A 25,416-nucleotide genomic window follows, 5' to 3' on the forward strand; every position below is an offset into this window, starting at 1 on the left:
AGCCTTGTTTATTTTAGCTAAAACAATTATTGTTTGACGACGTTAAAGCCATCTTTTTGCAATTGGGTCACGATACCATCGTCACCGAGCATATGCAGCGCACCAACGACGACAAGGTAAGTCGCTTTTTTATCACTATTCAAATATTCTTTTACATGCTTCACCATGTTGACGTTACGATCCGAAACCAGGCCCTTATAATACTCTGGCTCTTGCGCGACCGCTTTTGTCATCGCTACGAGCGACTGCTCATCACCTTGCATCCACATTTGGGATAGTGCATCCAGTGAAGCTGCTGCGGAAGTATTGTCCGTTTGATTGAGGCTGCCGAGTGTGTCGACAAGAAGCTTTTCTTGCAATCCATCTGAGAACTGGTCGAACATATTCAGCTGCAATTGTGTGTTTTCCAGCTCAATAATAGGTTTGTTCAGCTTGCCTGCTTTTTGTAAAAAATATAAATCAATGCCGGTATCCGCCGTATAACTTGTAACTTGCATCTGTAGACTTGAGACACCTTGGGTAACGACCCACGGTTTGAAGGAATCGAATGCATTTTCCGCCAGACCATTTGCTTTTAGCAGTTGAGTCACTTTGTTATAGGTATCTGCGGATACATGATCCTTGAGCTTGGTTCCATCTGTATAGGAGCCTTTTTCCAAAATAAACTTTTGGATCTCAGCTTGATCAATCTTAGAGATATCTACTTCGACACCTAAATATTGCGAGGCTTCAAAAGCAGCTTCAATCTCCGGACGCAGCGGGTACATTTTGTCGTTAGCCACATGGATAGAACCAAGCAGATAAACGGTGTTGCCTTTGTTCTCCACTTTCCATAAGAATCCGGTGCTTCCTGCAGCTTGAGTATTGGCCACAAAAGTGATGGTGCGCAGCGCTGGACTCCACTCCACTTTATAGCCGATCGTTTCTCCTATAAAGCGGACAGGAACATAGGTGACATTGTTGATGGTCTTAGGAGCCACCTCTAGTTTTTTCTTCTCCCCATTTACCGTTGCAGTTGTGCTGCCAATGGTCAGTGAGAGGGCCAGTCCATTTTTGGTCCCTGTTACGGTTTGGGTTTTTTTATTCCAATTAATATTTACATTAAGCTTCTCTAGCAGAGGACGCATAGGAACTAGGGTCGTTCCTTTTTCTACAACAGGGTTAGAATCGCCTAACTTTATTTCGGTTCCATCAATCCATACACCGACAGGCTTTTCAGCAGCATGCGCAGTGGTAAAGACAGACATAACCATGAAAATGGATAAAAATAATGCACCTAGCTTTTTCATTAATAGGACACTCCGTTTCTAAAAAAGAATGAAAGATGTAAGTCACTCTCTGATTTTAACGTATTTTCCCATAAACAGTTATACCTTTTGTTACTATATTGATTTGATGCCTATGATTGGAAAGTAAACTTACAGTGCTTCACGTCATTCAAAAGTCAAAATAATGCACATCAAAGCAAAAATCGCCCCTATTAGATCCTGTTCACTCTCCTTATCATGAAACGTAAGAAACGAAGAGCCTGAAGGGAGCAAGGAACTTATGTGGAGCAGTGCGATTGAAGATGCGATAGAGAAGGTACGTAAGAACATAGACCGGTTCGGGGGCAGTTTCCCTCATGTCAGCAGGAATGGAACTTATCAGCTCAATAACAACGACGACTGGACTAACGGATTTTGGAGCGGCATGTTGTGGTTGTGTTATGAATATACGCGGGATGACAGCTTCCGTATTGCGGCATCCCATACCGTAGAAGATTTCCGCCGCCGTTTCGCGGCAAAGACCGTGCTTGATCATCACGACATTGGCTTCCTGTATTCGTTATCCTCTAAAGCCCAGTGGATTATAGATAAAGACGAATCAGCGCGTCAACTGACATTGCAGGCGGCAGACCTGCTGCTGAAGCGCTGGCGTACAGCTGGCGGTTATATTCAGGCATGGGGACCGGAGGGGGATGCTCAGGAAGGCGGGCGCATCATTATTGATTGTCTGTTAAATCTTCCCCTTTTGTATTGGGCCGAACAACAGACCGGTGATTCCGTATACCGGGAGGTGGCGGTCATGCAGGCGGAGAAAACGAGACGGTATCTGGTACGGGGAGATGACAGCTCTTACCATACGTTTTTCTTCGACCCGAAGACCGGAGAGCCGATTGGCGGCGCCACACACCAGGGTTTTACTAACGGATCGACCTGGACGCGCGGGCAGGCTTGGGGTGTTTACGGTTTTGCGTTATCTTACCGCTATACCAAAGATCCGTTGTATTTGGAAACGTCCAAGCGGATGGCCCGCTATTTTCTGGAGCATTTGCCGCAGGATCATGTCGCTTACTGGGATTTTAATGCTCCGGTGTCTCCGGATACTTACCGGGATAGCTCGGCCTCTGCAATAGTAGCAGCCGGACTTCAGGAACTGCTGGAGCTAATGGATGGGGAGGATTCTGAGCGGGCTTATTTTCAGCAGGGATTAGTGCAGTCGATGACTTCGCTTGTGCAGAACTATTCCACGCTCGGCGAAGAGGCGGAGGGGCTGCTGAAGCATGGTTCTTACCATGTGCGCGGCGATCTGTCTCCAGATGACTTCATGATCTGGGGAGATTATTTCTATCTCGAAGCATTGATGCGGCTGCAAAATGGCAACAAGGGGTACTGGTATGAACGCTGATGTCAGACAAATCTCCCCCTATGCCGTCTTTGCGCTGCTCGATCTTGAGTTGCCCGCTTTAGCTCTAGTGAAGAATGCGCTCAGCCAAGCTCGGCAGGACGATGCGCTGACTGAATTGCATCGGTATTTGACCCGCCGGACCACGCCGGGCTGGCGGATAGAGGATAACCGGAAGCAGCAGCTTATTGACTATGTACAGCGCTATTGTGCAGGCGAGCGGGAAGCTGTAATGAAGACAGCGGATGAAGTTGTGGAGCAGACGTTTCTCTTTCGTTTTCCCTGGGATATGGAGCGCAGCCGCATTCCGGTTACCTTTGAGGAAGAAATTGACTGGCGTCATGTTCCAGACAAGGATGTAGAATGGGCTTATATGCTGAATCGCCACCGCTACTGGGTGGCATTAGGACAAGCGTATACGATAACAGGTAAAGAGGATTATGCGAGAGCATTTTGCTGCCAGCTTGAAGATTGGATAGACCGTAACCCCGTTCCAGACAAGCCTACGAATGATACGCTGACATGGCGCACAATTGAAGTGGGCCTTCGCTGTGCTAACTGGATCAAAGCGTTGTCCTATATACAGGATAGTCCACTGCTCACACCGGCGCTGCTGGCCAAAGTGATGGTATCTCTGTATGAACACGGCCAATATTTAGCTTTATCGTTTACGGGCTGGAAGAAGATCAGCAACTGGGGGGTGCTGGAGACTTGTGGTTTGTTCCAAACTGCGCTCTACTTCCCTGAGTTCACTAGCGCCAAAAACTGGCGACAACTCAGTAAGGAGAGACTGGGAGAGACAGCTCGAATTCAGATTATGGCGGACGGCATCCACTGGGAGCAATCGCCCACCTATCACCATGAGGTTTTGGTATGTTTTCTCGACTGCATCCGTTTAGCCCGATTGAATGGAGTGGAGCTTCAGGATGAGTTTCAGCAAAAGGTTCAGCAAATGGCTGCCGCTTCATTATATTGGGCCAAGCCGAATCACCGGCAGCCGATGCTTGGCGATAGTGATGACAGCGATATCCGTTCGCTTTTGACTTATGCGGGCTGGTTATTTCAGGATGCTGTACTCCGCTTTGGCGGATACGATCAAATGGATTATGACAATGCCTGGTTGTTTGGGATAAATGGAGTTGAGGGCTACGAGCGGCTGACTGCGGAGCTACCACCAAACTTGTCACACGCCTATGCACATTCCGGCCATTATGTGATGCGAACGGGCTGGGACGAGCAGGATTTGTACCTATATTTTCACTGCGGACCGCTTGGGGGTGGACATGGGCACGCGGATCTGCTACATTTCGATCTGTATGCCTATGGGCGGGATCTGCTTACCGATCTTGGCAGATACAACTATAGTGATCATACACCACTTAGAAAAGCGCTAAAAGAAAGCGCTGCCCATAATACGACCACTGTCGACGGAATTGGATTTACCGAAGTCACGGATACATGGTCCTTCTCTCAGATTGCGAAGCCAATGGGCTGCCAATGGATCAGCCATCCGGACTTTGATTATGTAGAGGGCAGCCATGACGGCTACCGTCATTTGGATGATCCGGTCTACCCGTTAAGGAGGATCCTATTTATTAAGCCTTTTTACTGGCTTCTGGTGGACAGCTTCAGTTCCCGGCAGGAGCATACATTTTCCCAGCATTTTCATTTTGCACCCGGAACGGTTCAGATGGAAGATGGAACGCTAATATGCCGTACAAAAAATGAGCGGGAAGCTAATCTTTGTATCCTTCCTGTTCATGTTGATGGTCTTCAGGGCAGGGTTGATGCTGGGGTAATCTCCCGCGAATATAATCTGCTGGAACCTAATCAGTATGCTGTGTACTCCCGAAAGGGGAAAGGAACGGTCTCGATCATGCAGGTGCTGTACCCGCAGTCTTCGGGTGAGTTGTTCTGTCCGCTGGTCGAACAGGTGCCGATTTACCGCCATACGGGTGAACCGGTGGCTGCTGCACACGCGGAGGCCTGCCGCATCATCCTCCCCGAAAGGAATGAGGAGCATATTATCGTGATCAGCCACGAGATTCCATCCAGTCACTTAGATTCCTATGTAGTGGAAGGCGTACAAATTTTTGGAGAAGTAGTGCTTATTGTTTCAGCAGACGGTCAAAAGAAGGTCACGGTAATCAGATAATGTATGAATACTGGACAACGGGCTGATAGAATAAAAGAAAAGAGCATGAGAGAGGCGCGGAGAAAACATGTTCAAATTCACTTACTATAGACGTATCCAGGTTTCATTTCTTTTGCTGATTTTTATCCCGCTGATTGCAGTATCGATCATTTCCTTCGTGCTCATCCGGGATACGATGGTAGAGAAGCTGCAGCTCAGCAACGATAACTTCCTGAACGTTATGATTGACGAACTAAACAAAACTATTGATGATGTGACGTTCGCTTCCCATTTTATTGTAAACGATACCAATTTCCGCGCTAATCTGAAGTCATTTGCGGATACTGAGCGGCTGAATAGCTATCAGGATTACGTACATTTTACGCAAATTCAAGATGTGTTTTCGCTCATCAACTCTAAGCCGTTGAATAATAATATCCGCATGTATTTGGTCAACCGGAAACACTTTGTGATCTCCTCTGGGACTGAGAATTTATCCGTGATCAATGCCAACCTGGACAAGCTGATGAGCCGTGTCAATATTCACGAACCGGAGACCTTGCAATGGCTTGGGATGGCTGATAGCGGTTCCGGTAAAAGCAGCAGCTATTATATTGCCAGAGTTATCTATGACAGCCGGGAGAAACGGCAGGTGTCCGTGCTGCTTATCTCAATTCCTGAATCCTATTTCAATAAATTGCTCGGACCCGTCGAATTTGGCAAGGTTGCGTTATTTGATTCTGGAGGAGGCTTGATTGCTGGGAACTCTGAGCTGGCTCCAGAAGGCAAGGAAGCAAGAGGAAGCGTTCGTACGGCCAGAGCTATCGACAAATCTAATTGGCAGCTGATCTATGAAGCTTCGGAGAAAGAATGGTCGGGCCAGATCTCGCGGACGTTTTATAGTGGCATTGGCTTGGTACTCCTCTTATTTATTGTCTTTTCGGCTACCTCCATGCTGATTGCCAAAAGATTGCATAGTCCGATCATGAAGCTGCAGCGCGTTGTGCGCCAGTTCGGGATGGGGAATCTTGATGTCAGGCTGGAGGTCAAGGGCAAGGATGAAATCGCTGAGCTGGGGCAGACGTTGAATACTATGCTGGACCAGCTGCAAGGACTAATTCACGACATCGAGCTGGAGCAGGAACAGAAGCGGGTGATGGAGCTGGAGGCGCTGTTTATGCAGATTCGCCCCCACTTTTTGATCAACACGTTGAATTCGATTAAATGTAGCCTTATTTTGGCCAAAGATAAGCTGCATAGCGGGATCATCGATTCATTAATGAGTCTGCTCCGGGCCTATTTGAAGGTCAATGAACCGGCCACCTTGCGGGAAGAATGCAAACTGCTTGGCCATTATATCGATATTATGAAGATCCGTAATGAAATCCCTCTTGAACTGGAGGTCGATCTGGAAAAGGATACAGAGAAGCTCATCGTCCCTAAGCTGATTTTGCAGCCCCTTGTAGAAAATGCAATCGTCCACGGATTGGTTGACCACCCGGCACCGCGTATTGTCGTTCGCTCTCGAACGGTCCCTGATGGGATCATGATTGAAGTTGAAGATAATGGCTGCGGTGCAGGGGCTGAAGTTCTGGCGGGCCTGAACCGCAGGTTACTGTATAAGGACAATGAACAGGATGAAGCTTATCAAAGAGTCGGGTTAATGAACGTAGTTCAAAGGCTGCGGCTGACCTATGGGCAGGATACCCGCTTGTCGCTGCATAATCTGCCGCAGGGTGGGGTGTCCGTTTCTCTGTATTTGCCGCAAGGCAATCATCAGGTTAATCTGTCAGAGAGAGAGGGATATTGATGTATAAAGTGATGCTCATAGACGATGATGTTCCTATGCTCAAAGTGCTTCAGCAGATGATTGACTGGGAGGCACATAGCTTGCAGATTGTCGGCAGCACCTATTCCAGTGCCAAGGCGTTATTAATGTTTGAGGAAGTGCAGCCTGACATTGTGATCACGGATATTGGTTTGCCGCAAAAGAACGGGATTGAGCTAGCCGATTGTTTCACCCGCATGAAGCCGGAGGTCAGAATTATTTTCCTGACCTGTCATGAGGATTTCCATTATGCTCAGCAGGCGGTAAAGCTGAAAGTAGATGATTATTTAATCAAGGACCAGCTTACAGAAGAGCAACTGGAGAAAAGCCTTGCCAAGTCCGTACACTTGCTTAAGTCGAAGATTGGCTTGATCAGCCATGGGGAGACAGGCTACAACAGCCAGCTCTTCCGGCAGAACCTGCTGCAAAGGGTGATTGGCGGTGCTCCGCCTGAAACCACACTGGCTTATGCGGCGCAAATCGGCATATCCTGGACGTATCCGTGGTTTATGCTGGGCACGGTTAGTATTCATTTTTCCAGTTTCGACAAGCGATACAAGCAGAGTGAGTATCCACTTATTTTATATGCTATTTACAATATAGCCTTGGAACTGTCCGAAACATGTGAAGGGATTACGCCTTTCTTGGAGCAAAAGAATATTGTGATTCTATATAATTACCGTGTGAATCTCGCGCAGAATGCCAGTCTTCATTTTCACGATTATTTACAGCGGCTGTGTTCCGAATGCTCCCATCTCCTAAAGATTCAACCGGGCATTATTGCCGTCACAGAGAAAATGGAGCTACAGGCGATTGGCCAGATCCATCGGCAGATTGTTCAGGACAAATGCGAGTTCTATGCAAGTGCGGATTACACGGTTCTGGATACTCTGCAAATCGCTTCTCCACGTTTCCAGCCTGCTCCCCAAGGATTTCTGGACAGCTATATCCCGCAGATGGAACGGGCCGTGATAAAAAAAGACCTTGAAGCCATCCGTAGCACTCTACAAGAAATCGCTAGGACTGCAAAAGCAATGTCTATTCATCCTGGCGATTTCGCCCGGGATTTATCCTTTATGCTCCGCGGCATCGAGTTAATGTTTACGAGCCTGATGTTCGATGAGGATCTGTTCGTCTATCTCGTGCAGACCCGCACACTTGAAGATACGATGGAACTGGTGGAAAGAAAGCTTGTACAGATTACAGGCAGCAAGCAGCAGGTGGCAGGAGCTTCTCCGCAGGAGCCCAAGCTGCAGCTTATCCAGCAGTATATCGACCAGCATCTTGGCGATAATATCACCTCAATTGATATGGCACGTTATCTGTTTCTGGATCCAAGCTATTTTTCGCGTTATTTCAAGCGCATGACTGGCCTGACCTTTACGGACTATGTACATCAGCACAAGATGAAGGTCGCTACCAAAATGCTAAAAATCTCCAGCCAGAATCTGGAATCGCTAGCCGTCGGTCTAGGATATTCGGACAGAACCTATTTTTCAAAAGTGTTCAAAAAATATGTAGGAACTACGCCAAGCGAATATAAATCCAAACATTCGGTACGCTGAGAAGCACAATTGTTAACGATATGAACAGACCCGCCGCCCCTCTAGGGCGGTTTTTTGTTGTCGGCGGACAAAGGTCAAAATCTTGCACATTCCGGGTCATAATCACTCCTTCTTGCGGAAGGCGGATGTATTACTATAATGACAAATCAAATTGTCGAGGTGATACAACGTGGAGGCTGCAAAACAACCTGTGCCAAAAATTCTGCAAGAGAAGCGGAAATTCTGGACTCCGCAACGGAAAGAGGCTTTAACCGGGTGGCTGTTTTTGGCACCAGAAATTGTCGGGATGCTTTTTCTTAATGTATTTGCGCTTGGATTCTCACTTTATTTGAGCTTCTCGAAATGGGATCTATTGTCGGGAGTCAAAGGAATCGAGTTCATCGGATTGGATAACTATATCAAAATGTTCCATGATCCGAGTATCATTCAAGCTTTGAAGAACAATGCTTTTTATATGATTATGACCGTGCCGATACCGATTGCGATTGCGCTGGTGCTCGCGGCATTGATTCAAAACAGTGTGTTCCTCAAAAATTATTTTAAAGTGGCTTTCTTTATTCCTTATATTTCTTCGATTATTGCGATAGCTGCCGTATGGAGTGCATTGTTCCATCCGTCTCTTGGACCTATCAATCAGTTGCTGATGGAGTTTGGAATTTCCAGCCCTCCGAAATGGCTAGTTGATCCAAAGACCTCACTGTTATCCATTGCTATTATCAGTTCTTGGGCGAGTCTTGGCTACACCATTATTATCTATATGGCTGGCTTGACGAATATTTCCGATGAAATCTACGAAGCCGCCGAAATAGATGGCGCCAGCGCGCTGAAAAAATTCTTTGCCATCACAGTTCCGATGCTGCGTCCGACTACATTTTTCCTGCTTATTACCATGCTGATTGGCTCGTTTAAGGTGTTCGACATCATCGCCTTTTTGACCGAAGGCGGTCCGAATAATTCTTCTACCGTGCTTGTGTTCAGGATCTATGAGGAAGGGTTCAAATACTACAACATGGGCTACGCTTCTGCAATTTCCTGGCTGCTATTCGCTGTTATCGGCTTGATTACCGCAGCCACTTGGAAAATGAGAAATGAAGAATAAAGGGGGGAGATTAACATGCAACTGATTAGAAAAAATATGTCCAGAGTGATCACTACCTGCATCATGGGGGCTTTGTCCATTGTGTTTCTTATTCCGCTGATCTGGATGATTTCCGCAGCCTTCAAGTATGAAAAAGATGTAATGCGCTTCCCGATCCAATGGATTCCCGAGAAGATCAATGTAGCGTATAATTTCAAGATGGTTTGGATGGGACGGGTACCTTTCTCCCATTTCTATTTAAACTCCTTTAAAGTTGCGATTATTACAACCTGCATCACACTGATCATTTCATCTATGTCGGCGTACGCTTTGACCAAAATCAAGTTTAAAGGACGGAATATGGTCTTTCTGGCGCTGCTGTCGTTCATGATAATTCCTGACCAGGCCACGCTGATTCCGCGTTTTCTGCTGATTCGTTGGTTCGGCCTCTATGATACTCATGCTGCTATCGTACTAATGAGTATGTTCTCCATCTACTTCACGTTCTTGTTGCGGCAATTTATGATTGGTATCAGCGACGAATATATTGAAGCGGCGCGAATTGATGGTGCAGGCCATTTGCGGATATTCTGGTCTATCATTGTTCCGCTCTGCAAGCCGGTGCTCGCTACCGTGGCGATCATCAAATTTATCTGGACTTGGAATGACTACCAGAATCCGCTGATCTTCTTGCTAAACAAGAATCTGTACACTATCCCACTCGGTATGACACTGTTCCGGGACGATTATTCGAACAACTATGCGATTATGATGACGGCAGCCGTTTCGGCGATCATCCCATTGGTCATCGTGTTCATTGCCCTGCAAAAGCAAGTCATTAACGGAATCTCCTTGGGAGGCGTAAAGGGCTGACTTGCGGGTATGCAAAAGAGGGTAAAAGTCAAAAATGTGATCCTACTACAGCAAAATTGTGCACTTGGCTTGTACAGCGGGTGCCTATAATAAGAAATGAACAAGGCACTATACTTAAATTTCAGTGCGGGGGGAAGTAAAATGAAAACAAAGGGCAAAAAAAGATTATCCGTTGTACTAGGCTCCATGCTGGCGGTTTCCTTAACGTTAAGCGCCTGTGGAAATTCCGGAAATTCAGAGAAGAATGGCGGTGCTGAAGCCAGTACGAATGCCGGGAACACCAAGGTGGACAAGCAAGTCGCCATCAAATATTACAACTGGGACAATGAAGCCCAATCAGCAGGCACGGATGCCATGCTGCAGGAATTTATGGATCAGAACCCAAATATCAAGGTAGAGCATGTGACACTCGTTCCCGGTGATTCTGTGGAGATGCTGAAGAAACTCGACTTCCTGATTTCATCCGGCGAAGCGATTGACGTTGTTCAGGTACCAAGCCTTGGAGGCGTACTTGAACGGGCGACCCGGGGAGCACTTGCCCCGCTGAATGAATTCTATGAGAAGGATAACCTCGTTCCTGAGGATGAATATTATGTGAATGCTAAGGTAGACAACAACTATTATGGGATGCAATATACCAAGAGCAGCAACTATGTAATGCTGAATAAAGATGCACTGGATGAAGCTGGGCTGCCTGTACCTACTTTTGGCTGGACATGGGATGACTACCGCGATTATGCTAAAAAACTGACCAAAGGTGAAGGCGTAGACAAACGTTACGGCACATACTTCCACACCTGGGAGTTGTATATGAACGCTCCGGCCCAAACGATGATGAAAGATCCATTCGTGTATGATGACGGGACGACCATTTTCGCGGATCCAACCTATAAATACTTCTTCCAGCTGCGCAAAGATATGGAGTCTGCTGATAAATCTGCGAAAACTTATGCAGACGCTTTAGCGGCTAAGCTCAATTACCGCACGGAATTCTTTAATGAAGAAGCCGCTATGATTCTGGCTGGTAACTGGACGATTGCTGATCCGGGCAATACTGAGCAGTATCCGCATGATTTCAAGACAGCTTTTGCTCCGGTACCGGTGCCTCCGGCAGGATCGGAACCAAAAGAATACGAGGGCAAATACTTCACCAGCGGCAATATGCTGGCGATGGGCGCTACTTCGAAGAACAAAGAGGCGTCTTTCCAACTGATGAGATTTATGTCAACGGCTGTTAGTGATAACAGACTGGAATTCTCCGGTTATAAAAAAGCGGATAATGAAGCCTTGCTGACCAAACTGGTAGCTGGCAAAGAGGATATGTATGATATGGATTCACTCAAATATACACTCTTTGACAGTGCAATTCAGTTCCTTGATGGTGCGCAGGTGATGACGACGGCAACATCCGAATTGACCAAAATAATCGATGACGGCTTCAGCAGATTTATGCTTGGAAATGAATCGATTGATAAGGTGCAGCAATGGATGGTTGATGAAGCGACAAAAATCATCAACGAAAAAGGTGTTATCAAATAAATAGGGAATAAGCAAGTATCACAAGTTGTGGACGGGGCTTTGGAAGGTCATCAACTGGCTTTCCAAAGCCTTATTTATATATTGGGCCTACACAAACATATGGGAGAGTGTAGAAATGATGGAAAGCAGATTTTCACAGAACAAGCCGGAAGAGCAACTGGCGCTGCCTTCTAGGGAACAGCTGGAGTGGCAGGACCTGGAGCTGGGGATGTTTTGCCATTTTGGCATCAATACGTTTTGCGATCAGGAGTGGGGAGAAGGCAATGATTCACCTGCGGTCTTCAATCCGCTTCATTTGGATGCCCACCAATGGGTTAGTACAGCCAAAGAAGCTGGATTCCGTTATTTTATACTGACAGCTAAACATCATGATGGCTTCTGCTTGTGGCCGACTGCGACAAGTACTTATTCTGTGGCTTCTAGCCCATGGAAAGAAGGTCGCGGCGATGTCGTCAAGGAATGCGCGGAGGCTTGCCGTGAACTTGGAGTTGGCTTCGGCATTTATTTGTCTCCGTGGGACAGACATGAGCCCTGTTATGCAGATCCGCAAGCGTACGATGATTTCTATGCCATACAATTACAAGAGTTGCTTACGGGCTATGGTCCGCTTACGGAAATTTGGTTCGACGGCGCAGGGTCGGAGGGCCGCAATTACGATTGGCAGCGGATTATGGATCTGATCAAGCGCCACCAGCCAGGCGCCATGGTGTTTAATATGGGGGCACCAACGATCCGCTGGGTTGGCAATGAGGATGGCGTTGCTCCTTATCCATGCTGGAACACTGCAAATTCTGCGCGGGGTAGCATGTTCAGTGAAGCTTCATTGAACTGGCTTCCCGGAACGCCGAGCTGGGTGCCTGCGGAATGCGATGTGCCCATCCGTAAAGACCGCTGGTTCTGGCATCCTGAGGAGGAGCATCTGCTGCTGTCTCTGGAGCAGCTAATGGATATTTATTATCGTTCGGTTGGACATGGGGCAACTTTGCTGCTCAATGTAGCCCCTGACAACCGCGGGCTGTTTCCGGAGGCTGATGTGCAGCGGCTGCTGGAATTCGGCAAGGAGATAAGACGCAGATTTGACAAGGCTCTGGCGGTAACAGCAGGTACTGGAGATATTGTTGAACTGGAATTGCCAGCAGCTACTGTGATTGATCATGCCGAGATTATGGAGGATATCGCTTACGGCGAAAGAGTAGAAGGATATATGCTGGAAGCGTACAGCAACGGAGCGTGGCTGGAGTTGAAGCGTGGCAGTTCGATTGGCCATAAGAAAATCGACGCCTTCCCTCCGGTTGTCGCAGAGAAAATCCGCTTACGGGTGTCAGAAGCTGCCGCAAGCCCCAAGATCAGACGGCTTGCCGTCTACCACTGCGGGGAATCGTTAGAATAAATATTAATAAAGGAGGTTGTCGATAATGAGCCTGCTCACCTGGAACGACGGACACTATTTGCTGGACGGACAGCCTTATCGTATCGTATCGGGAGCCATTCATTATTTTCGGGTTGTGCCTGAATATTGGAAAGACCGGCTGCTGAAATTGAAAGCCTGCGGATTCAATACCGTGGAGACCTACATCGCCTGGAATATACATGAACCTAAAGAAGGGGAGTTCGTATTTGATGGCATGGCCGATGTGGTATCTTTTATCGAACTGGCTGGTGAACTTGGGCTTCATGTTATTGTCAGACCGAGTCCATTCATCTGTGCGGAGTGGGAGTTCGGAGGCCTGCCGGGCTGGTTGCTAGCTTACGGGGAACTCCAGCTTCGCTGCTGTGACCCTCTTTATTTAAGCAAGGTAGACCGTTATTACGATGAGCTAATTCCTCTGCTGGTTCCGCTGCTCTCCACACATGGCGGACCAATTCTGGCCGTTCAGGTAGAAAATGAATATGGCAGCTATGGTAATGACAGTGGCTACCTGGGCTATATGCGTGATGGACTGGTCAGCAGAGGGATCGATGTGCTGCTATTTACTTCCGACGGGCCAACCGATGAGATGTTGCTCGGCGGAACACTGGAGGATGTGCATGCGACAGTCAATTTCGGCTCCAGTACAGAGGAATCCTTCCGCAAATATCGGGAATACCGCTCTGAAGAGCCGCTTATGGTGATGGAATACTGGAACGGCTGGTTTGATCACTGGATGGAGGATCATCATGTACGCGATGCCGGGGATGTAGCAGGTGTTCTGGATGAGATTCTGACACAGGGCTCCTCATTTAATATGTACATGTTCCATGGTGGAACCAATTTTGGTTTCTATAATGGTGCGAATCATATCGTCACCTACGAGCCAACGACTACAAGTTATGACTATGATGCCCCGCTCACGGAATGGGGAGATACGACGGCGAAATTTGAAGCTGTCCGGTCGGTACTCAGCAACCATGGATTTGCCCCGACTTGTCCACTCCCTGAGCCGATTCCGAAGATTTCTTACGGGAAAGTCGCTTTGACGGAAAGAGCGGAACTATTCACGGCTTCCAATCTGGAGAAGTTATCAGAGACGGTGAACAGCGTGTGTGTACAGCCGATGGAGAAGCTCGGACAATCCTATGGTTTTATATTGTACAGCACTTATGTGAAAGGGCCGCGCTCTAGACAGAAACTCTACATCGAGGGCGTGCGCGATCGGGCGCAGGTCTTCCTGGATGGACAGGTGCTTGGGGTGATTGAGCGCTGGAATCCGCTGCCACTGGAACTTTCCATCCCCGCTGGGGGAGCGCAGCTGGATATCCTCGTCGAGAACATGGGACGAATCAATTACGGGCCGCTCATTCGCGATCCGAAAGGGATTCTGGACGGGGTTCGGATTGATAACCAGCTGCAATATAACTGGACGATTCGTACTTTGCCGTTGGAACAGGAACAGCTGGATTCACTAGCGTACAAGAAGCACCCGGTGGAGAAGCAGCAAGCTGCGACCCTTTCGGGTCTGCCCGGATTCTACCGGGGCAGCTTCGAGGCGGAGGAGATTGGCGATACCTTTCTACGATTCGATGGATGGAATAAAGGGGTCGCCTGGATCAATGGTTTTAATCTGGGCCGCTACTGGAACGCAGGGCCGCAACGCGCCCTATATATCCCGGGCCCATTGCTGCGCAAGGGGCGCAATGAATTTGTTCTTTTGGAGCTGCATGGCCGTGCGGAGACTTGCGAGATTGAGCTTGTGAACCTTCCTGATCTGGGAAGAACTTCGGCCGTCGATGACGCCGTGTTGAATTTTGTGCAGGATGATAACTTGTAGATGCCTTTAGCTTTAACCAATTCTAAGATTGGGGTGAACAAATGCGTAAACCAAGTCTATTTTTAGTATTAGTTCTCATTGTTGATCTTTTTTCTTCCTGTGGGGGAGTTCTTTATCCCTCGCATAGCAGGGCATCTGCGGCTGCATCAAATCTTATGCTTAACGGAAGCTTTGAGAATACAACGACAGCCCTTGACTCAACCTGGACAGGGGTTACAGACGCTGCTCCGGTGGGCTGGAGCTTATGGGTCCCTACAGGTAGCGGGAAAGGCACGAATAAAACAGCGAATATCAAGATAGACGCTGGCACTGCGCATGAAGGAACCCGGTCCATGCTGTTCGATGCCTTTGCCACAAGCAGGATTTCCATCAATCAGGGGGTAACTTCGGTTATCCCCGGTAAATCCTACAGACTTAAAGTCTGGCTAAAGACGGACAACGTCACTGGACAGGGAGCCCACTTTAGAACACAGTATTACAATACTGCCAAAGTGGGAGATGGACCTTCCTCTCCCAAAATAACAGGCACACAGGACTGGAGTATGCAGCAAGTACTTCTAACTATGCCGGCTAACGCGACGAAGCTAGTCATCGAGCCTTTTTTGGAGACTGGAAAAGGAAAGCTATGGATAGATGATATCGCATTGGAGGAATATGCGGGTCTTACAGGAATTGCGCTAGACCGTACGGCCTTTTCTATGGTCAAAGGGGACACGGTTGCACTTCTGCCCACTTTATCCCCTATAACGGCGGTGGATAAAACGGTAGTGTGGACTTCGAGCAATCCAGAAGCTGCGACTGTGGACGCACTTGGTAATGTAATGGGTACGGGGATCGGCTCTTCGACCATCAAGATCGCCACACCGGATGGTAGCCTTGCAGCCGAATGTCTGGTTACTGTCGAAGCTCCCGACACGATACAGGCCTACAATAAACTGAGGCTGAAATGGTACGACCGATTAAGTGGTGGTCAATACGATGGGAGTGATCCTGATATAGCTGCTAGTATTAGCGCTCAGGCTGCATCGGCTGCTGCACTTTGGGAGAGTATGGATAAATCCTCCGGCCGCACCTCCTTGTGGAGTGATACCGCGAGCACTACAGATTCGCAGTTTATTACAAGCGCTTACAATCGCTTGAAGACTATGGCATTGGCCTATTCTGTGGAGGGATCGGAGCTTTACGGCAACAGCGTTTTGGTGAATGATATTGTAAGCGCAATCAATTGGATGTATACAAACCGCTATAATCCGAGCAAAAGCGCTTATGGGAACTGGTGGGACTGGGAGATTGGCACGCCGCAGATTGTGAATGATCTTATGGTGCTCATGTATGACCATCTAACACCGCAGCAAATCAATCAGTATCTTGCGGCTATTGATGCCTTCTGTCCAGACCCCAAAGTAGGGTCGGTGCTTGGCGTTAAGGGCACGAAGATGACGGGAGCAAATCTACTAGATAAAGCGCTTGTGGTCACGGTAAGAGGCGTGATTGGCAACAACAGTGCAAAGATCATTCAGGGCCGTGATTCTATTGGCTCCGAGTATGTGTACACGACCCATGGTGACGGTGTGTATAAGGATGGTTCCCTCGTTCAGCATAATAATATTGCCTATACGGGAGGATATGGTTCGGTCTGGCTCAAAGGGACGGCGGATATGTCTTATCTGCTGACCGATTCTCCATGGCCAATAACGGACCCGAATGTTCTGAACATTTACGAATGGGTGGCTCAGACTTACGAGCCGGTGATCTACAACGGTCAATTTATGGATTCGGTAAATGGCAGAGGTATATCTAGAAAAGGAAGCGGCAGCGCAAGAGGGTTAATTGTCACCTTGCTGCGGATGGCTGAAACTGCTCCGGAGAATATTGCAGTATCCATTAAGCAAGCGGCGAAAGAATGGATCTCGGCGAATATGACATCCGGCAATTATTATGAAGGGTTGTCGCTTGCCGATATAACGATTGTGAAAAAGCTGATGAATGACGGGAAGATCAATCCAAGAGGAGCTCTCATTAAGAATCAGGTATTCGCCGGCATGGACCGGGTGGTTCATCTACGCGAAGGTTACGGCTTCGGTTTGAGTCTGTTCTCGAATCGTATCTCGGCGTTTGAGAAAGGGAATAACGAGAACCTGAAAGGATGGTATACGGGGATTGGGATGACCTATTTATACAATCAGGATCTGACCCAATACCGCAATGACTTCTGGCCTACCGTCAATTCCTATCGCTTGTCTGGCACGACAACGGATGGATCGGGGCAGGGGATGGTGCCTGTGGAATGGAAAAGTTACATGAATCCGAAAAACTGGGTGGGTGGATCGTCGCTGGAAGGCCTATACGGTGCAGCAGGTATGGATTTCTCACTCTCCCAAGTGACCGGTAGCGATTTGCAAGGCAAGAAATCCTGGTTTATGTTCGATGATGAGATTGTGGCGCTTGGTTCGGGAATTTCCAAATCAACTGCCGGCCCGCAGTCTGTTGAGACGATTATCGATAACCGGATGCTAAACGAAGTGGGAAACAACAAACTTCTAATCAACGGAGCTGTAGAACCGTCACAGTCCGGATGGTCAGCGACGTTAAAGAACGTTCAATGGGCCCATCTGGAGGGTAATGTGCCAGGTTCCGACGTGGGCTACTATTTCCCTGAAGCTCCAAGTATACTGGCGCAACGTGAAGCCAGAACCGGCAGTTGGAAAGAGATTAATGCCACTCAATCCGATGTTCCCATTACGCGCAACTACTTAAGCCTGGCAGTTGAGCATGGAGATACGCCTACGAATGGCTCATACTCCTATGTTCTGTTGCCTAATCGTGACATTGCCGGTACTGAAGACTATAGTGGCAACCCGGATATCGAAGTGTTGAGCAACAGCAAGGATGTGCATGCAGTCAGAGAGAAAAAGCTGGGCATAACCGCCGCTAATTTCTGGAATGCCGGAACGGTGGATTTCATCAAGGCACGCAATCCAGCTTCCGTGATGATTCAGCAGACCGATCAGGAGCTTATCGTTTCGGTGTCTGATCCTACACAATCGCAAAACCTATTGGCCCTAGAACTGGATGTGCCGGGGTTGACATTGCTCAGCAAAGACAGCAAGACGGAAGTAGTGCAAGCTTCGGGAAATACAGTTATAACGGTGGATGTGAAGAATTCTATAGGGGCAACGCATGTATTGAAATTTAATATTACTGAAGGAGAGACTCCAAAAGACGAATATGACGAGCTTCGTGGAAGATGGGTGGAGTATTTGACCGGAGGGCAATCCTTCGACCCGAATAACCCGGACATTGCCAAGTCTATAAAAACTTTATCCGATAAGATCAGTAATCAGGAGCGAACTGGATTCTGGGATACGATGAACAAGCAAATGAACCGTACTTATTTATGGAGCGATAAGCCGGGCAGCACAGCGGATGCTTTTGATACGGCAGCCTCTTATAACCGGTTGAAGGATATGGCTATTGCCTTTTCGACATCCGGCTCACCATTGTACGAGAATATGCAGTTGAAATCAGATATTCTGGACGGTTTAGATTTCCTATACGCGAATTGGTATAACGAAACCAAACTGGAGAAAGGCAATTGGTTCGAATGGGAGATCGGCATTCCGCTTGCATTGGGAGATACGATGGCCTTAATGTTCGAGTATTTGTCAGGCGATCAGATTACCAAATATACCAAAGCCATTGATAAATTCTGCCCGGACCCAACCAAACGGACCAATCAACCCTCGTTGATGGAAACCGGCGCGAATCGGCTGGATAAAGCACTGGCAGTGGTCTTGAGGGGCATTTATAATCGTGACAGCGCGAAGATCAAACAAGGGCGGGATGCAGTTAGCCAAGTATTACCCTATGTGACCCGCGGAGACGGATTTTATGAGGACGGCTCCTTTATCCAGCATAATAATATTGCTTATACCGGCAGTTATGGGGCTGTATTGCTTGGCGATATGATGAAAATGATGACTTTGCTGACAGGGTCCTCTTGGCCGCTGACTGATACCAATATGAAGAATGTATACAACTGGGTAACGGATTCTTATGAACCTCTTGTCTACAGAAAATTAATGATGGATATGGTGTTCGGTAGATCGATAGCCCGGGGAAACCGGCAGCTCGTGCCTTGGTCGCATATTTTGCGGCTGGCTTCTTCCGCGCCACCGGAGCAAGCGGCCCGATTTAAATCGATGGTGAAGTATTGGTTCGAAGCCGATACGGTAGTAGAAAGTTATTACGACGGTCTAAGAGTAGCCGATATTGTTCTGCTCCAGACGCTTATGGACGATCCAGAGGTGCAGCCATCAGGAGACCTTACTGTGCATAAGCAGTTTTCGGCTATGGACCGGATTGTCCACCATCGGCCTGGATATGCCTTTGGGATCAGCATGTCTTCGGCCCGAATTGCCAACTATGAAGCGGGCACAGAGAATCTGAAGGGCTGGTATACAGGCGAAGGCATGACCTATCTGTATAATCAGGATCTGGATCAATATGCAGATGCATTCTGGCCGACCGTGAACGCTTACCGTCTACCTGGGGTTACATCGGATGGGGCAAGTCGCGGTGCAGCCAAGACTACATCTAAAACATGGGTGGGAGGATCATCCATAGACGGCCTTTATGGAGCGGCCGGCATGGATCTGGATCCGGATAACAGCACATTGTCCGGTAAAAAGTCCTGGTTCATGTTCGATGATGAAATCGTAGCGCTTGGGGCAGGCATTACAAGCACAGATAACCGCAAGGTGGAGACCATCGTAGATAACCGTAAGCTCAAGGCGAGCGGAGACAATGTACTTACGGTCAACGGAGAGGCCAAGCCATCCGCGCTGGGTTGGTCTGAGTCAATGAATCAGGTGCATTGGGCACATCTGGAAGGCAATGTTCCCGGCTCGGGAATCGGTTATTATTTCCCTGATGCCCCAACGATTGACGGTCTGCGTGAGTCTCGGACTGGCGCATGGAAGGATATTAATCAAGGGGGATCAACGGAGCCGATTACGAGAAATTATGCCAGCCTGTCGATTGCTCAGGGAACGAATCCGGTGAATCAATCGTATTCGTATGTGCTTCTGCCGAATCAGGATGAAACGGCGACAGCGCGCTATAGCAGTAGTCCTGACATCGAAATTATAGCCAACACGGATAGTGTGCAAGCCGTCAAGGAACAGAAGCTGGGACTTATGGCTATGAACTTCTGGGTACCGGGAATGATCGAATCCGTGCGCGCCAATCATCCAGCCTCCATTATTATCAAGGAGTCTGGAGATGAACTGACGATAGCCATTTCGGATCCGACACAGTCTCAATCTGTGGTGAATGTGGATGTCGGCAGAACCGCGCTGGAAGAACTGATGAAAGATCCAACCGTAACGGTACTGCAGACCTCGCCGAGGATTGAACTCGCAATTCATACAAGCGGGTCCAAAGGAAAAAGCCATGTTGTCAAGTTCAGAATTGATCCGAATGCCGAACCTTCTGAGCCTTCCGATTCGGAACCAGACGAAGCGGCAATAACGAAGCTGTATGTTTCTGAAGATGCGTATGTCAATGGAGGATCGAAAGCTGCAGTCAATTATAGTTCGGTCAATTACTTGCAAATCAGAAATGGCAGCGGGGACACAGACAGAAGGGTTTATCTAAAATTCGATCTGAGTCCGTTTGTCGGCGAAGTCGGTTCTGTGAAGCTGAATGTGTTCGGAAAGACAAATGACGGGGCAGGCACTTTGTCCGATATCGGTGTATTTGGAGTCCAAGATGATGATTGGACGGAGGCAACGCTAAATTACAATAATGCTCCAAAAATCGGTACTCAAGCTGCGCTGCAGACTTTTTCCGGACCGGAGCAGTGGCGGCAGTTCGATATCACCTCATGGGTTGGCACGGAGTTCCCTTCCGATCCGGTGATAAGTCTGGCTCTTAGGCAGGTAGGCTATAATCTCGCCACAGACATAAGAAGCCGTAAGAATGAGAATGGCAAATATGCCGCGTATCTGGAAATTTTGCCGAAAGATACAACACCTCCAGTCACGAAGGCTACCATACTTGGAGAAACAGGAGAAGGGGGCGCATATAAGGGCAAAGTCAATATCACTTTTGATGTCACCGACCAATCCAATGGGGGAGCTGTCGGCTGGGGAGTCAAGCGGACAGAATACCGGCTCAATGGTGGTGCATGGAATACGGTTACTCAGAGCGTATATATCGAGAACCCCGGAACCTTCGGGATCGATTATCGTTCGGTGGATAAGGCTGGCAATGTAGAGCCGTTCCGACAGCTTCAGGTGACGGTCATGGAGCCTACAGAAAGAGTCTCAACGGCAATTAGCGGCCCGGAAAGCCTGGGTGTCGGGGAGACCGGAACGGCGGTTACTTCGGTAGTGTACAGCGATGGCAGCCGTTATATAGTAACCGAAGGTATAGTCTATGAGAGCAGCGATCCTAACGTCGCAAGTATAGGCAAAGATGGCCATATTGAAGCTAAAGGCCCGGGCGTTTCGGTTATTTCATCCGTATATGACAACATGACCGCTTCCTATTTATTAAAGGTGTATGAACAACTGCCGGAGCTCGTCTCTATTTCGTTAAGCGGTCCGACATCCTTGGAAATAGGGCAGAGCGGTAAGGTGGTCACAACGGCGGTATATAGTGATGATAGCCACCTTACGGTAACAGAGGGTGTGATCTACGAGAGCAGTAACAGGAAGGTAGCCACAGTAACGGCAACGGGGCAGCTGCAAGCACTTGATCCGGGCATGACAGTGATTACTGCAAGTTACGGAGGACGGCAGAGCAAGCTGACGCTTCAGATTCTACAAGCGGAAGACAATACTTCAACTGTTCCGAGTCCGCAACCACAAGTGCCTTCCGTACCGGAGGTAACGGCGGGGCGGCTGCAACTAAACGCAGCTTCGTTGAACGATCTTTCGGCAGCCATTGTCTACGAGGGTAAATTGAGAATGCTAGTATTGCCGGGGATGGCAGCAGACATGCTCAAACAGAAGCCGCTTCGGGTAGAGGCTTCTAACTTTAATGTGACCCTTCCGGCAGCGGTGCTTCAACAATTACGGGGTTTGATTCCTGCGGAGCAATTGGCCGGTAGCCAGATCTTTCTGGAGGCTTCTGAGGTGAATGGGGAAGCGGCGCAGAGAATACTAGCTAGCGCAGAGAAGAAATCTGGTGCAGTGCTAAACCAGGCAGGAGAGTTCCTTCTCTTTAACCTGTATATTGTTGCTGGTGACGGTACAAGAAGCATACTTCACCAATTTGTTGAGCCCGTTACATTAGAGCTTAACGCCTACCCTGAGGCCAAAAGGAATTTGCTCGGCGGCTATTATTTTCCGGATTCCGGAAATATAGAGTATGCGGGCGGTTCCTGGCTGAAGGGCAAGGTGGCTTTGCGCACCGAATACTTAGGCACATATGCTGTGCTGGAATACAACAAATCGTATGACGATGTTCCTTCTGGACATTGGGCGGCGGCGGTTGTACAAGAGCTAACGGCCAAACATCTGATTCAAGGAGTCGGACTTCGGAATTTCGAGCCGAACCGGTCAGTGACCCGTGCAGAATTTACAGCTATGCTGATCCGCTTGCTGGGACTTGAAGGGAAATCATCTACAGCATTTGCGGATGTATCTGCGGATGAGTGGTATGCGGAGGAAGTGGCGCAGGCTGTAGAGGCGGGGATAGTCCATGGGGTGAGTGAGACTCTCTTCGCTCCAGAAGCCCCTATTTCCCGCCAAGAGATGGCGGTCATGGTGATGCGAGCCTACCAATATGTCAGCGGGAAAAAGGTGGAACCAAAGCCTGTAATCCAATTCGGTGACTTGCGTGCGGCTGCCTCATGGGCCCGTGAATCGATCATTGCTGCCCAAGCCCTTGGACTTATCCAGGGTCGAAGTGACCAGCAATTCGCTCCGGGAGGCTCAGCAACTCGAGCTGAGAGTGCAATGGTTCTATACAATCTTTTAGCAATTAAGACTGAAAAGTAAGAATTTGAAGCCAGGGCTTTGGGAAGGTTCAGTAGAACCATTCCAGAGCCCTTTTGGCGTTTAGAGAAATCGGCAGGTTTGGATGGGCAGAGCTTTCGTTGAGGTTTCATTTCTACTCGGTTTGTGAATAATGGAGGATTGAATAGGAAGGGAGCATTAGAGATGCAGGTGTATATGGACATTGTGCTTAGGGCGTTTGTTGCTATGATCATGCTTTTGCTGATCGCCAAAATATTGGGAAAACAAACGTTATCTAACTTGACCTTCCACGATTTCGTGACGGGTATTATATTGGGCTCAATAGCCGCGAACCTGGCGTTTAATAAACAGCTGCATTCTTCCTACATGATCCTGGCGCTTATAGTCGTTACCGTTACATCTTTTATACTATCTGTCATCGCTTTAAAAAGTCGTAAAATGAGAAGCTGGATTTCAGGTTCACCCACTGTACTTATTGAGGATGGGAAAATTCTTGAGCAAAATATGAAAAAGGTAAGGTATTCGTTGGACTCTTTGGATCAGGCATTGAGAGAAAAGGAAATCTTTAATCTAGAGGTAGTAGAATACGCTGTGCTGGAAGATAACGGAATGGTGTCTGTATTAAAGAAACAAGAGTACCAATATGTTACCCGAAAAGATCTAAAGCTGTTGTCCGTTCCTCAGAGCTTTCCCGTTGAATTGATTATGGATGGAATAGTGCTTGCAGATAATCTTAAGGATAATAGCCTGACCCACGAGTGGCTGGAGAACGAGTTAAGACGTAAGGGAAAACAAATTTCTGATGTGTTTTACGGGGTAAGAGGAACGCAGCAGCAGCTCATTTTTGACTATTATGAAGACGGGATAAAGAAACCTATTGATAAAGAATAGCTTTTATTCATATTGGAGATTGACGGATGCCTAAGCAGCGTCTTATAATGTTTATATAATTATTAATTAGTTAATAAAAATATAAACGTTGAGAGGCGGTATTTAACCATGGCAGAACGTGCGATCCTTAATACTGACATTCGCAAAGGGACGATTAACAGAAATATTTACGGACATTTTTCTGAGCATCTAGGCCGTTGTATTTATGAAGGGATTTGGGTTGGAGAAGATTCAACTATTCCTAATACCAACGGCATTCGTAATGATGTCGTGAAAGCGCTTAAGGAAATTAAAATTCCTGTACTTCGCTGGCCAGGCGGCTGTTTCGCAGATGAATATCACTGGAAAGATGGTATCGGAGCCCGTGAAGGTCGTAAACGTATGATCAACACTCACTGGGGCGGAACGGTTGAGAACAACCATTTTGGTACACATGAATTCATGGAATTATGTGAGATGCTGGAATGTGAGCCTTACATTAACGGTAATGTGGGCAGTGGTACCGTTCAAGAGATGTCCGAATGGGTGGAGTATTTAACCTTTGGAGGCGTATCTCCAATGTCCGAGCTTCGCCAGCAGAATGGCCATCAAGAGCCTTGGGCTGTGACTTATTTTGGCGTGGGGAATGAGAACTGGGGCTGCGGCGGGAATATGCGTCCAGAATATTATGCAGATCTTTATCGCCAATATCAGACGTATGTACGTAATTACGGGGACAATCGTATTCACCGGATTGCTTGTGGTCCTAACGTGGATGATTATCACTGGATGGAGGTTCTGATGCGTGAGGCAACACGCTTTATGGACTCGATTACCCTGCATTATTATACAATCCCTGGTCCAGCATGGGAGAATAAAGGTGCAGCTACAGGCTTTGAAACGAGTGAATGGTTTAGTACATTAGAGAAAGCCCTTCGCATGGATGAGCTGATCACCAGACATGGCGTTATTATGGATAAATATGATCCGGATAAAAGAGTAGGTCTTATCGTAGATGAGTGGGGAACTTGGTATGATGTAGAGCCGGGAACGAATCCAGGATTCCTGTATCAACAAAATTCAATTCGGGATGCTCTTGTGGCAGGCGTGACCTTGAATATTTTCCATAAACATAGTGACCGGGTACGGATGGCAAATATTGCGCAGACGATTAACGTACTTCAGGCAGTTATATTGACCGAAGGGGAAAAGATGGTGCTGACCCCAACGTATCATGTATTCAATATGTTTAAAGTCCATCAGGATGCGGAGCTGCTGGATTTGGCACTGGAAAGTGGCACTTACAGCTTTGAAGGCCGTGAGATTCCTGAAGTATCTGCTTCGGCATCCGTAACTCCTTCTGGAATCATCCATGTCAGCCTTTGCAACTTGAACCATGCTGCTTCTGCTGCTGTTCCACTTGAGCTTCGTGGTCTTTCCGGGAAGAAGGTTGAAGTGACAGGCACAACACTTGCCGGTGATAAAATTGATGCTCACAATACCTTCAGCCAACCGGAGGCGGTAGTGCCGCAAGCCTTCACTGCCTTTACTCTGGAGGGCGATCTTCTTAATGTTGAGCTGCCTCCAATGTCAGTAACCGTGCTGGAGATTACGCCGAAGGCTTAA

Annotated in this window: 13 protein-coding genes; 12 read left to right on the forward strand and 1 reads right to left on the reverse strand. The window is 47.9% G+C overall.

Annotated elements, in window-relative coordinates; translation table 11 throughout:
- Positions 1–26: 26 nt before the first annotated feature.
- On the reverse strand, positions 27–1,289 hold the full coding sequence (locus NSQ66_RS07775; protein WP_076104902.1) for a TraB/GumN family protein: 1,263 nt from the start codon (positions 1,287–1,289) through the stop codon (positions 27–29).
- Positions 1,290–1,548: 259 nt separating this feature from the next.
- Here NSQ66_RS07775 and NSQ66_RS07780 point away from each other — a divergent pair, with 259 nt between their 5' ends.
- The 12 genes from NSQ66_RS07780 (at position 1,549) to NSQ66_RS07835 (ending at position 25,416) form a co-directional block, all read left to right on the forward strand.
- Complete coding sequence (locus NSQ66_RS07780; protein WP_038569487.1) at positions 1,549–2,670, forward strand: glycoside hydrolase family 88 protein; 1,122 nt, start codon at positions 1,549–1,551, stop codon at positions 2,668–2,670.
- A complete protein-coding gene (locus NSQ66_RS07785) occupies positions 2,660–4,822 on the forward strand; it encodes an alginate lyase family protein (RefSeq protein ID WP_076141356.1) in 2,163 nt (720 codons plus the stop codon). Before NSQ66_RS07780 ends, NSQ66_RS07785 begins: the two co-directional genes overlap by 11 nt.
- A 67-nt stretch (positions 4,823–4,889) precedes the next feature.
- Positions 4,890–6,611 (forward strand): histidine kinase, encoded by a 1,722-nt coding sequence (locus NSQ66_RS07790; protein WP_076141357.1) that lies wholly within the window; start codon positions 4,890–4,892, stop codon positions 6,609–6,611.
- Positions 6,611–8,194 (forward strand): response regulator, encoded by a 1,584-nt coding sequence (locus NSQ66_RS07795; RefSeq protein WP_076141358.1) that lies wholly within the window; start codon positions 6,611–6,613, stop codon positions 8,192–8,194. The genes NSQ66_RS07790 and NSQ66_RS07795 overlap by 1 nt, the downstream gene beginning before the upstream one ends.
- A 169-nt stretch (positions 8,195–8,363) precedes the next feature.
- Positions 8,364–9,293: a sugar ABC transporter permease gene (locus tag NSQ66_RS07800; RefSeq protein WP_051490863.1), complete on the forward strand. Its 930-nt coding sequence runs from the start codon at positions 8,364–8,366 to the stop codon at positions 9,291–9,293.
- Between the two features lie 15 nt (positions 9,294–9,308).
- Positions 9,309–10,145, forward strand: a complete 837-nt coding sequence (locus tag NSQ66_RS07805; RefSeq protein ID WP_036675652.1) for a carbohydrate ABC transporter permease — start codon at positions 9,309–9,311, stop codon at positions 10,143–10,145.
- 141 nt (positions 10,146–10,286) lie between these two features.
- Positions 10,287–11,684: an extracellular solute-binding protein gene (locus NSQ66_RS07810; protein ID WP_076100552.1), complete on the forward strand. Its 1,398-nt coding sequence runs from the start codon at positions 10,287–10,289 to the stop codon at positions 11,682–11,684.
- A 115-nt stretch (positions 11,685–11,799) separates the two neighbouring features.
- A complete protein-coding gene (locus NSQ66_RS07815; protein ID WP_244886442.1) occupies positions 11,800–13,074 on the forward strand; it encodes an alpha-L-fucosidase in 1,275 nt (424 codons plus the stop codon).
- Positions 13,075–13,099: 25 nt separating this feature from the next.
- Positions 13,100–14,932, forward strand: coding sequence for a beta-galactosidase family protein (locus NSQ66_RS07820; protein WP_038569492.1), 1,833 nt, complete (start codon positions 13,100–13,102; stop codon positions 14,930–14,932).
- Between the two features lie 155 nt (positions 14,933–15,087).
- Positions 15,088–22,941 (forward strand): polysaccharide lyase family 8 super-sandwich domain-containing protein, encoded by a 7,854-nt coding sequence (locus NSQ66_RS07825; RefSeq protein WP_179086891.1) that lies wholly within the window; start codon positions 15,088–15,090, stop codon positions 22,939–22,941.
- Between the two features lie 174 nt (positions 22,942–23,115).
- A complete protein-coding gene (locus NSQ66_RS07830; RefSeq protein WP_339279647.1) occupies positions 23,116–23,811 on the forward strand; it encodes a DUF421 domain-containing protein in 696 nt (231 codons plus the stop codon).
- Positions 23,812–23,919: 108 nt separating this feature from the next.
- Positions 23,920–25,416 (forward strand): alpha-N-arabinofuranosidase, encoded by a 1,497-nt coding sequence (locus tag NSQ66_RS07835; protein ID WP_036675647.1) that lies wholly within the window; start codon positions 23,920–23,922, stop codon positions 25,414–25,416.

Source organism: Paenibacillus sp. FSL H3-0329, from assembly GCF_037963285.1.
Classification (GTDB): domain Bacteria; phylum Bacillota; class Bacilli; order Paenibacillales; family Paenibacillaceae; genus Paenibacillus_AQ; species Paenibacillus_AQ odorifer.

Bases quoted from the DNA above. Each gene is read 5' to 3' on its own strand.
- NSQ66_RS07775 (WP_076104902.1), bottom strand. From the start codon at position 1,289: ATGAAAAAGCTAGGTGCATTATTTTTATCCATTTTCATGGTTATGTCT.
- NSQ66_RS07780 (WP_038569487.1), top strand. From the start codon at position 1,549: ATGTGGAGCAGTGCGATTGAAGATGCGATAGAGAAGGTACGTAAGAAC.
- NSQ66_RS07785 (WP_076141356.1), top strand. From the start codon at position 2,660: ATGAACGCTGATGTCAGACAAATCTCCCCCTATGCCGTCTTTGCGCTG.
- NSQ66_RS07790 (WP_076141357.1), top strand. From the start codon at position 4,890: ATGTTCAAATTCACTTACTATAGACGTATCCAGGTTTCATTTCTTTTG.
- NSQ66_RS07795 (WP_076141358.1), top strand. From the start codon at position 6,611: ATGTATAAAGTGATGCTCATAGACGATGATGTTCCTATGCTCAAAGTG.
- NSQ66_RS07805 (WP_036675652.1), top strand. From the start codon at position 9,309: ATGCAACTGATTAGAAAAAATATGTCCAGAGTGATCACTACCTGCATC.
- NSQ66_RS07810 (WP_076100552.1), top strand. From the start codon at position 10,287: ATGAAAACAAAGGGCAAAAAAAGATTATCCGTTGTACTAGGCTCCATG.
- NSQ66_RS07815 (WP_244886442.1), top strand. From the start codon at position 11,800: ATGATGGAAAGCAGATTTTCACAGAACAAGCCGGAAGAGCAACTGGCG.
- NSQ66_RS07820 (WP_038569492.1), top strand. From the start codon at position 13,100: ATGAGCCTGCTCACCTGGAACGACGGACACTATTTGCTGGACGGACAG.
- NSQ66_RS07825 (WP_179086891.1), top strand. From the start codon at position 15,088: ATGCTTAACGGAAGCTTTGAGAATACAACGACAGCCCTTGACTCAACC.
- NSQ66_RS07830 (WP_339279647.1), top strand. From the start codon at position 23,116: ATGGACATTGTGCTTAGGGCGTTTGTTGCTATGATCATGCTTTTGCTG.
- NSQ66_RS07835 (WP_036675647.1), top strand. From the start codon at position 23,920: ATGGCAGAACGTGCGATCCTTAATACTGACATTCGCAAAGGGACGATT.